Source organism: Actinomadura sp. NBRC 104412, from assembly GCF_030269515.1.
In the GTDB taxonomy this organism is placed as follows: domain Bacteria; phylum Actinomycetota; class Actinomycetes; order Streptosporangiales; family Streptosporangiaceae; genus Spirillospora.
In genome coordinates, this window is the sequence record NZ_BSTM01000007.1 from 133,409 (window position 1) to 146,721 (window position 13,313).

The 13,313-nt window shown below is 73.6% G+C and carries 8 protein-coding genes; 5 read left to right on the forward strand and 3 right to left on the reverse strand.

What is annotated here, in order from left to right:
* The first annotated feature begins 20 nt into the window (after positions 1-20).
* Positions 21-3,011, forward strand: coding sequence for an AfsR/SARP family transcriptional regulator (locus tag QSK21_RS11540; RefSeq protein WP_285695539.1), 2,991 nt, complete (start codon positions 21-23; stop codon positions 3,009-3,011).
* Here the strand turns inward: QSK21_RS11540 and QSK21_RS11545 are convergent.
* Complete coding sequence (locus QSK21_RS11545; RefSeq protein ID WP_285695540.1) at positions 3,008-4,075, reverse strand: LacI family DNA-binding transcriptional regulator; 1,068 nt, start codon at positions 4,073-4,075, stop codon at positions 3,008-3,010. The two genes, QSK21_RS11540 and QSK21_RS11545, sit on opposite strands and share 4 nt — an antisense overlap.
* A gap of 87 nt (positions 4,076-4,162) precedes the next feature.
* Between QSK21_RS11545 and QSK21_RS11550 the strand changes: the two genes are divergently transcribed.
* Complete coding sequence (locus QSK21_RS11550) at positions 4,163-5,380, forward strand: MFS transporter (protein WP_285695542.1); 1,218 nt, start codon at positions 4,163-4,165, stop codon at positions 5,378-5,380.
* Here QSK21_RS11550 and QSK21_RS11555 read toward each other — a convergent pair.
* Positions 5,338-6,939: a dolichyl-phosphate-mannose--protein mannosyltransferase gene (locus QSK21_RS11555; protein WP_352231272.1), complete on the reverse strand. Its 1,602-nt coding sequence runs from the start codon at positions 6,937-6,939 to the stop codon at positions 5,338-5,340. The genes QSK21_RS11550 and QSK21_RS11555 overlap by 43 nt on opposite strands.
* Positions 6,940-6,997: 58 nt before the next feature.
* Here QSK21_RS11555 and rsmI point away from each other — a divergent pair, with 58 nt between their 5' ends.
* A complete protein-coding gene (gene rsmI, locus QSK21_RS11560; RefSeq protein ID WP_502871550.1) occupies positions 6,998-7,897 on the forward strand; it encodes a 16S rRNA (cytidine(1402)-2'-O)-methyltransferase in 900 nt (299 codons plus the stop codon).
* 19 nt (positions 7,898-7,916) lie between these two features.
* On the opposite strand, the gene QSK21_RS11565 is transcribed toward rsmI, so the two are convergent.
* Positions 7,917-9,719, reverse strand: coding sequence for a hypothetical protein (locus QSK21_RS11565; protein WP_285695546.1), 1,803 nt, complete (start codon positions 9,717-9,719; stop codon positions 7,917-7,919).
* A 341-nt stretch (positions 9,720-10,060) separates the two neighbouring features.
* Here QSK21_RS11565 and QSK21_RS11570 point away from each other — a divergent pair, with 341 nt between their 5' ends.
* Both QSK21_RS11570 and QSK21_RS11575 read left to right on the forward strand, forming a co-directional pair.
* Positions 10,061-11,359, forward strand: coding sequence for a glycosyltransferase family 2 protein (locus tag QSK21_RS11570; protein ID WP_285695548.1), 1,299 nt, complete (start codon positions 10,061-10,063; stop codon positions 11,357-11,359).
* Between the two features lie 153 nt (positions 11,360-11,512).
* Positions 11,513-13,288 (forward strand): hypothetical protein, encoded by a 1,776-nt coding sequence (locus QSK21_RS11575; protein ID WP_285695549.1) that lies wholly within the window; start codon positions 11,513-11,515, stop codon positions 13,286-13,288.
* Positions 13,289-13,313: the final 25 nt, after the last annotated feature.

The following is a 13,313-nucleotide window of genomic DNA, read 5'->3' on the forward strand; positions in this document are numbered from 1 at the left end:
GAGTGAGAGACTGCCCTGCTGTGGACACTCCCGGGTTGCGCTTCACCGTGCTCGGGCCTGTGCGCGCGTGGCGAGGGGACGACGAACTGCGGCTCGGCGGCCCTCAGCAGCGGGCCCTGCTCGCCGTGCTGCTGCTGAACCGGGGGCGTGCCATGCCGATGGGGGCCCTGGTGGACGCGCTGTGGGGGGACGAGCCCCCGCCCCGCGCGGTGGGAACGGTGCGCACCTACGCGTCCCGGCTGCGCGGGGTCCTGGAGGACGACCGGGCCTCCCCCCGGTTGCTGGTCTCCAGCGGCCAGGGCTATGCGCTGCGCACCCCGCCCGGCCTGCTGGACGCCGAGGTGTTCGAGGACCTGGCCGCCGAGGCGGGCCGCGCCCGCATCGCCGGTGACCCGGCCCGCGCCCGGGAGCTGCTCGGCGCGGCGCTCGACCTGTGGCAGGGGGCGCCGCTGCCCGCACTGCCCGGCCCGTACCTGCGGGCCCGCCGGGCGCGGCTGGCCGACCGCAGGCTCGCCGTGCTCCAGGCCCGGCTGGAGGCCGATCTGGCGCTGGGCCGCCATGCCGAGGTCGTCGGCGAACTCGCCGTGCTGAGCGCCGAGCACCCGCTGCGCGAGCCGCTGCGCGGGCTGCTGATGATCGCGCTGTACCGGTGCGGGCGGCAGGCCGAGGCCCTGGAGTCCTACGCGGCGGCGCGCCGCACCCTGTCCCGGGAGCTGGGCATCGATCCAGGCCCCCAGTTGCGGCGCCTGCACGAGCGCATCCTCCGCAACGACCCGTCGCTGGCGGCGCCCGGCCGGCCGCCGGGAACGGAGGACGCGCACGCCCCCGAGCCCGGCCCCGCGCCCGAGCTGGACGCGCCCGCCGAACGGCCCGCCTCACTCCCCGCCGACCTGGCCGACTTCACGGGACGTACCGCACAGATCCAGCGGCTGACCGGGTGGTTGAGCGAGCACAGCCCGGACCCCGTGGTCGTCTCGGTGTCCGGGGTCGGCGGCGTGGGCAAGACCGCGCTGGCCGTGCACGCCGCCCACGCGGTACGGGACGACTACCCCGATGGGCAGCTCTACATCGACCTGCTGGGCACGGGCGAGCACCCGCTGCCTCCCGGCGTGGTGCTGGGGGAGTTCCTGCGCGCCCTCGGCGTGCCCGACTCGTCCGTCCCGGAGGGGGAGGGCGAGCGGTCGGCGCTGTTCCGCTCCCTGCTGTCGGGACGGCGCGTCCTGATCGTCCTCGACAACGCCCGCGACGCCCGGCAGGTCCGCCCGCTGCTGCCCGGCACGGCGGGCTGCGCGGTCCTGGTGACCTCCCGCGCCCGCCCGGCCAGGCTGCCGGGCGCCCGCCGGATCGACCTGGACGTCCTGGAACCCCGGGAGGCGATCGCGCTGTTCACCGGGATCGTGGGCGCCCGCGCCGCGGCGGAGCGGCGGGCCGTGGTCGACGTCGTGGGCCTCTGCGGCCACCTGCCGCTGGCGGTGCGGATCGCCGCCGCCCGGCTCGCGTCCCGTCCCGGCTGGTCCATCAGGACGCTGGCGGCCCGGCTCGCCGACGGCCGGCGCAGGCTGGCCGAGCTGCGCATCGGCGACCTGGCCGTCGAGGCCACCTTCCGGCTCGGGTACGACCAGCTCGACGCGCCGACCGCCCGCGCGTTCCGGCTGCTGGCCGTGCCGGACGTGCCGGCCCTCACGCCCCCGGCCGCCGCCGCGCTGCTCGGCACGTCCAGGGCGGCGGCCGAGCGCGTCCTGGAGTCGCTGGTCGACCTGGGCATGCTCGACTCGCCGGCCCCCGGCCGCTACCGCTACCACGACCTGCTGGGCCTGTTCGCCCGCCAGGTCAGCGGGCCCGACGGCGACGCCTCCGCGCGCCGCGCCGCCTTGCGCCGCCTGCTGCGCCACACCCTGGCCACACAGCGCGCGGTGCTGCACCTGGTCAGCCCGGGCACCCCGCTCGCGCCGCGCGGCGCGACGGCCGCGGCCGGTTTGGCGTTCCGTTCCGCGGCCGAGGCCCGTGACTGGACGTCCCGCGAGCTCACCGCCGGCCTGGCGATCATCCGCCAGGCCGCGGCGCCCGAGCACGACGTGGCGGAGGCGGCCGACCTGCTGGTCACGCTCGAACCCGTGCTGGAGGACGGCTACCGCTGGGACGAGGCCCGGCCGGCGGCGCGCGCCGTCCTGGACGAGGCGACCCGGCGCGGCGACCGCCGGGCCGAGGCGCGGGCGCGGTACGTGCTCGGGCGCATCCTCACCAACACCGGCGTGCTCGCCGAGGCCCGCGAGCACGCCGAGCGCGCCATCGCGCTCTGCCGTGAGACGGGTGACCGGGTGCTGCTGATGTGCGCGTTCGACGGCCTGTCGCACATCGCGTTCCACGAGCACGACCCCCACGAGGCCATCGGCAACATCGAGCGGGCGCTCGCGCTGGCCCGCGAGTTCGGTGACCGGGCGGGCGAGGCCGTACGCACCGGCAACCTCGCCTACGCCTACGCGGGGGCCGGCAAGGCGGCCGAGGCGGTCACGGCGGCCGAGCGCAGCCGCGCCCTGGCCCGCGCCGCCGGCCACGCCGCCGGCGAGGCGTACGCGCTCTACATTCTCGGCATCGCGCTGCGCGAGCTGGACCGGTGGGAGGAGGCGGAGGCCCGGTTCGACGGCGCGCGGGCCATCTGCTGGTCCCAGGGGTTGCGGGCGCTGGAGTCCTCCGTCCTGCTGCGGCTGGCCGAGACCAGGCTTCGCCGCGGACGCCCCCGCGAGGCCCGGGACGCCGCCGAGAGATCCCTGGCCATCGGCCGCGAGATCGGTGAGGAGTACCACCAGGGCCGGGCGCTGACCACCCTGGGCCTGATCCTGTCCGCGCTCGGCGAGCACGACCGGGCACGGGTCCGCTGGCGGGAGGCCCTGGAGCTGTTCACCACGCTGGAGGCCGCCGAGGCCGACGAGGTCCGCCGCCTCCTGCACAGCGACGGCGCCGCCGCCGGCGTGTTCCCTCTCTGGCCGTATCCCTCCGGCCGTGCCCTCTAGCCGGGGGCCGGGCCGGTCGAGCGGCGGGTGACCAGCTCGACCGGGAGCGACCGCGAGCCGGGACGGCCGCCGTCGAGGATCTCCAGGAGGGCGGTCAGCCCGCGGGCGCCCAGCTCCCCGGCGGGCAGCCGGACGGTGGTGAGCTCCGGTTCGACCGCCCTCGCCAGTTGCACGTCGTCGAAGCCGGTGACCGACAGGTCGCGGGGGATCTCCAGGCCGCGGGCCAGGGCCGCCTTGATCGCGCCCGCGGCGATCAGGTCGTCGTCGCAGACCAGCGCGGTGGGACGGTCCGGGCGGTCCAGCAGGCGGCCGGCCGCCTCCTTCGCCGCCTGGACGTTGATGGCGCCGGCCTCGCGGGCGAACCGGCCGCCGTCGAGGGCCTGGACGGCCTCGGCCAGGGCGGCGCCGCGGGCCCGGAACGTCCACTCGTCCACGGCCGCCGCGACGTGCCCGACCCGGCGGTGGCCCAGCGCCGCGAGATGGTCGGTGATGGCGCGCATGCCCGCCCCCACGTCGAAGTCCACCGTGGGCGCGCCCCCCGCGTCGGGGCCCGCGTCGAGCATGACCACGGGGACGTCCCCGAAGCCGGAGATCGCGTCCAGCGGCATGGACGAGGCGATGATCCCGTCGATCGCCTCGTGCCGGGCGCCGAAGGGCGCGTCCGCCGGCGCGCCGGTGCCGCCCGGGAAGCCGGCGTCGTCGGGCGGGTACACCACGATCCTGAACCCGTGGCGTGCCGCGACCCGTGCCGCGCCGATGTAGACGGCGCCGAAGAACAGCGAGGTGAGGGTCGGGACGACCAGCAGGACCGTCCGGGTGGTGCCCAGCCGCAGGTTGCGGGCGGCGACGTTGGGCCGGTACCCGAGGGCCTGCGCCGCCTCCTGGACGGACCGTGCCGTGGCCGGGGAGACCCTTCCGCTCCATTTGCCGTTCAGGACGAGCGACACCGTGGACTGCGAGACCCCGGCGGCCTGCGCCACGTCCCTGCTGGTGGGACGGTGCGCGGGACGCCCGGCCGGGTTCTCGTCCCGGGCGGGCGGCGCGTCCTCCGACGGCGTTCGCATGAGGAAACAGGGTAGAGCGGCGGGGCGGAGAAGTGATACGTATGACTCTGGACATAATACGTATGACTGCTGGATTCAGGCGAGGGCATGCGCTCCTATCTCGACTTCCTGCGGGTCGCCCACGCGGCCCGGCTCCTCGGCGGCACGCTGCTCGGACGGCTGCCCAACGGCATGGGCATGCTCGCGGTCATCCTGCACGTGCGCGCCGAAGGCGGCGGCTACCCGCTGGCCGGGACGCTCGGAGCCGCGTTCCTGCTGGCCATGGCCGTGGGCCAGCCGGTGCTCGGACGCGCCATGGACCGGTTCGGCCAGCCCCGCGTGCTGCAACCGGCGGCCCTGCTGTCCGCCGCCGGGTTCGCGCTGCTCGCCCTCACCGGCGCGGACCCGCTGCCGGTGACGGCCGCCGCCGTCGTCCTCGCCGGATTCGCCACACCGCCGCTCGAAGCCGGGCTGCGCGCGCTGTGGACCGCGGTGCTGCCCGGCCCCGCCCAGGTCAAGGCCGCCTACGCGCTGGACGCCGCCGCCCAGGAGATCCTCTTCACCGTCGGCCCGCTGCTGGTGGCCGCCGCCGCGCTGGTCAACACCGAGACGGCGCTGCTGCTCACCGGCGCGCTCGGCGTCGCGGGGACGCTGGTCGTCACCACCTCGCTGCCGTCCAGGACCTGGAAGGGGGACGAGCGCGCCGCCGACTGGGCCGGGCCGCTGCGCTCGTCCGGCCTGCGCGTCCTGTTCACGACGCTGGCCTGCTCGGGCATCGCGCTCGGCGTGTACGCGGTGGCCGCCACCGCCTACGGCGAGCGCGCCGGGGACGACCTGGCCTCCGGCATCCTCCTCGCCGCGATGTCCGCCGGGGCCCTGACCGGCGGCCTGGTGTACGGGGCACGCCCGTGGCCCGGCGACGACCACCGCCGCTTCCCCTGGCTGCTGGCGTTCCTCGCCGCCGGGTACCTGCCGCTGATCTGGACGCCCGGACTGCCGGTCATGACCGTGCTGGCCTTCGCCAGCGGCCTGTTCCTGGCCCCGATGCTCGCCTGTAGCTTCATCCTCGTCGACCGGCTGGCTCCCAGCGGGACGGTGACCGAGGCGTTCGCCTGGGTCGTCGCCGCGTTCAGCGTGGGCAGCGCGGTCGGCTCGGCCGCCGCGGGGTTCGGCCAGGATCTCGCCGGCGTCCGGGGCGCCTTCGCCGCCGCCGGGGCGGGCGGCCTGCTCGCCCTGGCCGTCTGCCTGCTCGGTGGCCGCCGCCTGCGTCCCGGTACGGGGGATCAGATCCAGTTGCGGAACCAGATCCGGGCGTGCCAGTCCTGATAGGGCAGGATCTTGGCGGCCAGTATCGGGTAGAAGTAGGCGAAGTTCGCCAGCACCACCAGCACGAACGCGCCCGCGGCCGCCGCCCCCGCCACGCGCCGCGTGCTCGGCGTCCCCGCGTGCCACAGCGTGGCCGTGCGCCCCGCCGGCCCGATGAGATACCCCAGGACCAGGACGATCGCCAGCACCATGAACGGCAGCACCGGCGTGGCGTAGAAGAGGAACATGGTGCGGTCGCCGAAGGCCGAGGGGAACCAGGGCAGCCAGCCCGCCAGGAACCCCAGCACGATCGCGCCCGCCCGCCAGTCGCGCACCGCCAGCCAGATCCCCACCGTGACGACCAGGGCCAGCAGCGCTCCCCACCACAGGGCCGGGGTGCCGATCCCCAGGATCTCCCGCGAGCAGCGGCTCGCGCCGCACGCCCCCTTGGGCTCGGTATAGAAGAAGGCCACCGGGCGCCACAGCACCGGCCAGTCCCACGGCCAGGACTGGTACGGGTGCTCGGAGTCCAGCCCGACGTGGAAGTTCAGCATCTCCCTGTGGTAGTTCCACAGATCGGGCAGCGCCTCGAACACCCGCGCGGGGACGAAGGCGGAGACCTCGCCGCGTCCCCAGCCGCCCGGCCGGAAGATCCAGCCCGACCAGGTGGCCAGATAGGTGACCGCGCCCCCCACGACGAGCTGGCCGAACGCGGGCAACGCGTCCAGCGCCAGCGTCCCCGGCAGCGGCTGCCGCACCCCGGCGGCGCGGCGCGCCCCGAAGTCCCAGAACACCAGCATGATCCCGAACGCGGCCACGTAGAAGATCCCGGTCCACTTGGTCGCGCAGGCCAGGCCGAGGCAGATCCCGGCCAGGACACGCCAGCCGTGCGGCACGAACGGGCCGAGGTCGGAGAGGGTGCCCGCCGTGGCGGCGGCCTCCACCCGCTCGGCCAGCAGCCGCCGGGAGCGGTCCCGGTCGATCACCAGGCACGCGAACCCGGCCAGGATCCAGAACATCACGAAGATGTCCAGCAGAGCGGTCCTGCTGGTGACGAAGTGGAGCCCGTCCAGCGCCAGCAGCAGCCCGGCCATGCACCCCAGCAGGCTGGACCCGGTCATCCGCCGCGCCACCCGGCACAGGATCAGCACCGACAGCGTCCCGCACAGCGCCGCCGCGAACCGCCAACCGAACGGGGTCGCGCCGAACAGCCACTCACCGCCCGCGATCATCCACTTGCCGAACGGGGGATGGGCGACGAACGAGGCGCCGCTCGACCAGATGTCGGCGTTCGGATCGGCGATCAGCAGCTTGTCGGCGTCCTTCCTGGTGTTGTGCTCCCAGCCGAACGTCAGCAGCGCCAGCGCGTCCTTGGCGTAGTAGGTCTCATCGAAGACCACCGCCTTCGGCACGCTCAGCCGGTCGAACCGCAGGAACCCGGCGAAGGCCGTCACCAGCAGCGCCCCGAGCCAGCCCGCCAGCGCGTTCCCCGGAACGGGCGGCGCCGGCCGCTTGCGCGGGGACGGCGGGTGCGACCGCCCTCCGGAGGCCGGTTCCGACACCAGGTCCGTCATCGCCATTCCGCCATCTTGTCATTGCAGCCCGACCCCCACACCTCACAGTACGGCGCTCATGCCCATGCCCCGGATCGGGCGCGTCATCACCGGCCACAATGGACGGGTGACGGGGAACGAAGACGGCACCGGACGGCTCCTGCTCGCCGCGGCACCGATCGGCAGGGCGGACGACGCCTCCGGACGGCTGCGCGCCGCCCTGGCCGACGCGCAGATCATCGCGGCCGAGGACACGCGGCGGCTGCGCCGCCTGGCCGCCGACCTGGACGTGCCCATCAGCGCCCGGGTCGTCTCCTACTACGACCAGAACGAGCGGGCCCGCGCCGCGGAACTGATCGAGGAGCTGCGGGCCGGCCGCGACGTGCTGGTGATCACCGACGCCGGGCTGCCCGGCGTGTCCGACCCCGGCTACCGGCTGGTCAACGCGGCGGTCGCCGCGGGCGTACCGGTGACCGCGCTGCCCGGCCCGTCCGCCGTCACCACGGCGCTCGTGGTGTCGGGACTGCCCACCGACAGGTTCTGCTTCGAGGGCTTCCCGCCCCGCAGACCGGGAGAGCGGGGCCGGCGGCTCGCGGCCCTCGCCGCCGAGCCCCGCACCATGGTGTTCTTCGAGGCCCCGCACCGCCTCGCCGCCACCCTGAAGGCGATGGCGGACGCGTTCGGCGCCGACCGTCCCGCCGCCGTGTGCCGGGAACTCACCAAGACCTACGAGGAGATCCGCCGGGGCCCCCTCGGCGACCTGGCCGACTGGGCCGCCGGAGGCGTCCGCGGAGAGATCACCCTGGTGGTCGGCGGCGCCCCGCAGACCCCCGGCCTGTCCGAACCCGCCGACCTCGCCGCCGCCGTCGCCGAACGCGAATCCACCGGAACACCCCGCAAACAGGCCATAGCCGAAGTCGCCAAGAACAATGGCCTACCCAAACGGGTCGTCTACGACGCCGTGGTCAGCGGCCCTTCCGCTTGAGCGACCGTTCGGGGCCGGGCTAGTTGGCGGCGGGTTCGGGCACCTTGTGCTCGACCGGTTCGGTGGTGGGTTCGAGGTCGGGCAGGGCGGTGGTGCGGCGGGTGCGCAGGCGGAGCAGAGCGGCCATCCGGTCGCGCCCCTCGGGGGAGAAGGCGATGCCGGCGGCCAGGCAGGCCAGCGGCAGGGCCGGAAGGACGTACCGGTAGTCGAACTCGGCGGTGGCGGCCGGGGCGAGCAGCAGCCCGGTGGCCAGCGTCCACGGCAGGAACGCCATCCCGCCGAGACGCCGCCACATGGCGCCCATGCCGGCCAGGCCGACCAGGAGGATGACACCGACCATGGTGCCGCGCACATAGACGTGGTCCTGGTACACGCGGATCACACTGGCGAACGGCTCCACCACGTTGGTGCGCGCACGGCCCCTCTCGTAGGCGACCGCCTCGTCGGCCGCGGTGTTGTCGCTGTCCATCCGCCAGTTCGGCAGCGCGCTGGAGCTCCTGCCGAACTCGTACTGCTGGTAGGTGGCCTTGTCGGGGAAGACCGTGCGGTTCCAGCGGAAGACCCGCAGGAAGTCGTAGCCCACGACCTGCAGATAGTCCACCGGCTGGGAGAGGATCGCGCGCTTCGCGAAGGCGTTGGCGACCTTGTTCTTGTCGGCGTCGAACCGCTCGCCGGGGTAGCGGCCCAGCGGCGAGGCCGCGTTCCAGATGCCGTCCTGGCTGTTGGGGAGCCGGTTCTCCGGCTCGGTGCACAGCGGGATCTCCTCCACCGGCGGGTTGATCTTGTGGCAGTCGGCGAACTTGTAGACCCGCGCGTACAGGAAGATGCCGTTGCTCTCGGTGATCGCGAACTTGTCGTTCTCCAGCTTGTACCAGCCCGCGTACATCACCACGGGCAGCGCGCAGAAGGCGACGGTGACCGCCAGGATCCGCCAGCCGTCCCGCCTGATCAGCATGAAGGTGAGCAGCCCGATCAGCACCGGCAGCCCGACCGACCTGGTCAGCCAGGCCACCCCGACGATCAGGCCGAGGGAGGCGGCGATCCTCCAGGTGGGGCGGCTGTGCCAGAGCAGCAGCGTGACCGCCCCCATCACCAGGAACGTGAACAGGGTGTCGGACAGGATCAGGTGCTCGAGCTGGATCTGGTAGGCGTCCAGCAGGAACGGGACGGTGGCCAGCGCCGCGCCCCACCCGGGCAGCCGGAACCGGGACCGCAGCAGCGCGTACACCATGACGCCGACGGCCAGCCCCATGAGGTGCTGAAGCGCGGTGACCAGCGCGAAGCTGTGGAACGGCTTGAGGATCAGCAGCATGAAGGCGTAGCCGTCGGGCCGCAGCGGATGCGGGTACGGCCGCATCGCCACATGCAGGTAGTCGAAGCTGTCGTTGAAGAACATCGCCGGCTGGTAGCCGACCATCGCGATGACCCGCAGCAGCGCGGCCACGGCGAGGACGACGGTGAAGGCCGGGTGCCGCCGCATCAGCGCCCACGTGCGCGCGGACCGCTCGCGCACGTGCCCGGACGGGTCGGCGGCGAACGCGCGTCCCGAGGCGACGGCGGACGAGACGACGCGCCGCGCACCACGCTGCACGCGGCCCGCGCCGCGCCTGGCCGGGGCCGCCCTGAGCGCGCGTGTTACCAGATTCTTGCCTTGATTCGCGCGCTTCGGCGTGTCGCCGGTTCCGAGGCGGACGTCTCCGGCGGCCGTCGCGGTGGCCATGGCGGCCACCGCGGGCATGCCCGACGCGGCATCATCCCCTTGGGCGCCGCCGTTCGAGGCGGAGCCGTTGGAGGCGGCCCCGTTCATCTCGGCCCCCTTCATGCCTGCCCCCTTCGTCGCGGCACCGGCACCGTTGCGGCGGGCACCGCGCCGTCCAGCCCCCGACTCGGTGGCACTGCGTTCTCCGGCGCGCGTCACAGCCGACCCAACCTTTCCGGGCCGCGGTGCCCGTATGCTTGTCCGTCTAGCCTGCCGCTTCTGGTCGTTGCTGAGCGGGTCTTCAGATTGCAAGTAGGCAACACGATACGGGCGCTCTTGGTGAGAGCGCCGCGCATCGCTCGCTTCGGGCGTGCATCATGAACGATGGTCGTCCGCCCGGCGGGACACGACGAGATCAGTGAAAAATACCGCAGACGGTCACCAGGGGAAGCGAAGGAGATCGCGTGGAACTCTCCGTAGTGATGCCGTGTCTGAACGAGGCCGAGACGGTCGAGACCTGCGTCCGCAAGACGATCGGCTTCTTCGAGGAGAACGGCATCGACGGCGAGGTCGTCATCGCCGACAACGGCAGCACCGACGGCAGCCAGCAGCTCGCCAGGGAGGCCGGCGCGCGCGTCGTGCCGGTGGTCGACAAGGGCTACGGCAACGCGCTGATGGGCGGCATCCGCGCCGCGCGCGGCCGGTACGTCGCGATGGGCGATGCCGACGACTCCTACGACTTCACCACGCTCGGGCCGTTCCTCGACGAGCTGCGCGACGGCGCCGACCTGGTGATGGGCAACCGCTTCAAGGGCGGCATCGCCCCGGGCGCGATGCCGGCCCTGCACCGCTACCTGGGCAACCCGGTGCTGAGCTTCATCGGGCGGCTGTTCTTCGGCAGCAAGATCGGTGACTTCCACTGCGGGCTGCGCGCCTTCAACAAGGAGTCGATCCTGCGGCTCGGGCTGCAGACCGGCGGCATGGAGTTCGCGAGCGAGATGGTGGTGAAGGCCACCCTCGCCAAGTACGACATCCGGGAGGTGCCGACCACCCTGTCGCCGGACGGCCGGTCGCGCGCGCCGCACCTCAACACCTGGCGGGACGGCTGGCGGCATCTGCGCTTCCTCCTTCTCTACAGCCCGCGGTGGCTCTTCCTCATCCCCGGGTTCGTGTTCATGACGCTCGGACTGATCGCCGGGATCGCGCTGTCGTTCGGCCCGGTCCGGATCGGAGAGATCGCCTTCGATGTCGACACGCTGGTGGGCGCCGCCGCGGCCATGGTGATCGGGTTCCAGGCGGTGCTGTTCGCGCTGCTCACCAAGGTCTACGCGATGCAGGAGGGCTTCCTCCCGCATGATCGCAGAGTACAGAGGTTCACCGACTGGTGGAGTCTGGAACGCGGCCTGGTGCTGGGCGGGCTGCTGGCCGTGGCCGGTCTGGCGGGCCTGGTCGCCTCTCTGCTGCACTGGCGCGTCAACAACTTCGGTGAGCTGGACCCGCGGCAGTCGCTGCGCATCGTCGTCCCGTCCGCGACCGCGCTGATGATGAGCCTTCAGGCGGTGTTCGCCTCGCTGTTCGCCAGCATCCTGAGCATCCGCCGCCGCCAGCACCCGCCGGCGATCGACCCGGCCGACGAGGCCGCGGACGTCGTCGACGCGGCCGCCCACCGGGTCGCGGCCGAGAGGCCGGCGCCGGGCGAGCCCGTGGCGGCCACCGCGCGCAAGCGGGCCGCCGCGCCGTCGTCCGGGGACGAATCCGACTGAGCCCGGACGTCGTCATCGCGTTCCGGAGTCGGAAGCCGGGAACCCGCTCAACGTTCCGCGGCGGGGAGGTCCGGCCTTCCCTGGACTATGACAGGCTGAAACGTTGATGGATCCTTCGCCCGTGCGGGCCCGTTACCGGGGACCGCGTCCCTGATGTCCGCGACCCAGGCCGCGACGGCCCCCGCCGTCCGGCGCCCGGCCCGGTCCACCGGCCCGGAGCGGCGAGCGGATCGGCGGTTCCGCCATTGGGGCCTCCTGCTCCTGCTGGGCTGGGCGGCGCAGGTCGCGGTGCGGCTGTGGATGTCGTCCCGGCAGGTCATGCCGGTGGCGACGCCGGACGAGACGGGCTACCTGTTCGCGGCCCGGGTGCTGACCGGCGGCCCCGAGGCCGACCTGTCGTACGGGACGGTGTACCGCGGCGGATACGCGCTGCTGCTGCTCCCCGCGTTCTGGCTGGCCGACGACCCGGTCGCCGTCTACCGGATCTGCCTGGTCATCAACGCCCTCATCAGCGCGGCGACGCTGCCGCTCGCGTACCTGATGCTGCGCCGCATGCGCCTGTCGCGGACATGGTCGTACGCGCTGGGGCACGCCACCGCGCTGCTTCCCGCCGTGGTGTTCTACGCGGAGTTCGTCCTCACCGACGCGGTGCTGCCCGTCGCGGTGTTCGGCTGGCTGCTGCTGACGCACTCCTGGCTGTCCGCGCCCAAGGGCGAGTCCCCGGTGCGGGTGGCCGTGTACGGGGCCTCCGCGGGCATGGTGGTCGCGTACGTGTACGCCTCGCATTCGCGCGGGATCATCCTGATGGTGGTGCAGGCGTGCGTGCTGGCCGTCGCCGTCCTGTGCCGGTGGCGAGGCTGGACACCGACGGGGATCGCCGCCGCGGCGATGGGCGCGGTCGCGTACGCGGGCATGAAGCTGAACGAGGGCCTGCTGCCGCGTCTGTACCCGGGCGGCGACAACAACCTGGCCGCGAACCTGGAGTGGCGCCTGACCCACTGGGACGGGTACGGCTGGACGCTGTCGCTGGGCACGGGCCAGATCTGGTACCAGATCGTGGCGACCGGCGGGGTGGCGGGCGTCGGGCTCGTCACCATCGCGGTGGTCGCGGTGCGGCGCGGCACGCCACCGCGGTTGCGCGTGCTCGCACTGGCCGTGCTGGCGGCCATCGCGGGCATCGCGTTCGCGACCTCCGCCGCGTTGCCGGTGGAATGGCGGGTCGGCAACTACGTGTACGGCCGTTACCTGGCGTGCGTCACGCCGGTGCTGTTCGCGGTCGGCGCGGCGGTGCTGTTGCGCGCGACGCTGCGTACCGTCCTGTGGGCCACGGCGGCGACGGTCGCGGTGACCGTCATGGCGGCCAGCGTGGTGCAGTGGTACGCGGGCGACCTGCTGACCCGCTACACCTACACCCTGTTCGACTTCCCCGAGACCTCGTTCCTGACCTGGAACTGGTCGTCGTTCCATCTCTGGCGCGCCACGCTGGCCGGGCTGGTCCTGCTGGGCCTGGCGGTGGTCGCGGCGCGGCTGCCCCGGCACGGGCGCGCGGCCGTCGTGGGCCTGCTGGTGCTGGTGAACGTGGCGGCGGTGACGACGGCCACGACCGAGATCTCCCGTCCGCTGTCACGGAACCTGGCCGCCTACAGCGACCTGCGCGACAGCACGGACCTGGACGCGCAGCGCTCGATCGCCCTCGACTGGAACATCCCATGGATGCTGCGGCTCTCGCAGTTCTACTGGGCGTGGAACAGCAAGGGCACCATGTTCGACGCCCGCTGGGTGCCTCCGCCTCAGGCGGACCTGGTGGTGCTGTCCTGGCCGAAGAACGTCCCGGCGCACATGACGTGGCGTAACGCGCCCCCGGGTTGGCGCATCGTGGCGAGCCGCCGCACGCCGGAGGGCGACTGGGTGGCGTGGCGCCGCCCCTAGCGCAGCATCCCCTAGTGCAGGCGCC